The following is a 224-nucleotide window of genomic DNA, read 5'->3' on the forward strand; positions in this document are numbered from 1 at the left end:
GTCTTGGCCGACCTGGGTAAAGCCTTGTTTAAGCATCTCGTCTGGGTTGCTACCTACTACGACCCAGTCTTTATCCTTGCTGTTAATTTCGAGCAAAGAGTCACGTACAGCACCACCCACAAGGTAGGTTTTCATCACATTCAAGCCCACGGGAGAGAAAGAGCTAGAATGCTAAACCAAATCCTATCGAACCGCCAGCTTCTACTTCACTCAGCATAAATGCA

Annotated in this window: 1 pseudogene; it reads right to left on the reverse strand. The window is 47.3% G+C overall.

From position 1 onward, the window contains the following. A pseudogene (gene cca, locus A3729_RS30770) lies at positions 1-135 on the reverse strand (multifunctional CCA tRNA nucleotidyl transferase/2'3'-cyclic phosphodiesterase/2'nucleotidase/phosphatase); the annotation flags it as partial. Positions 136-224: the final 89 nt, after the last annotated feature.

This window comes from Oleiphilus sp. HI0043 (assembly GCF_001634935.1).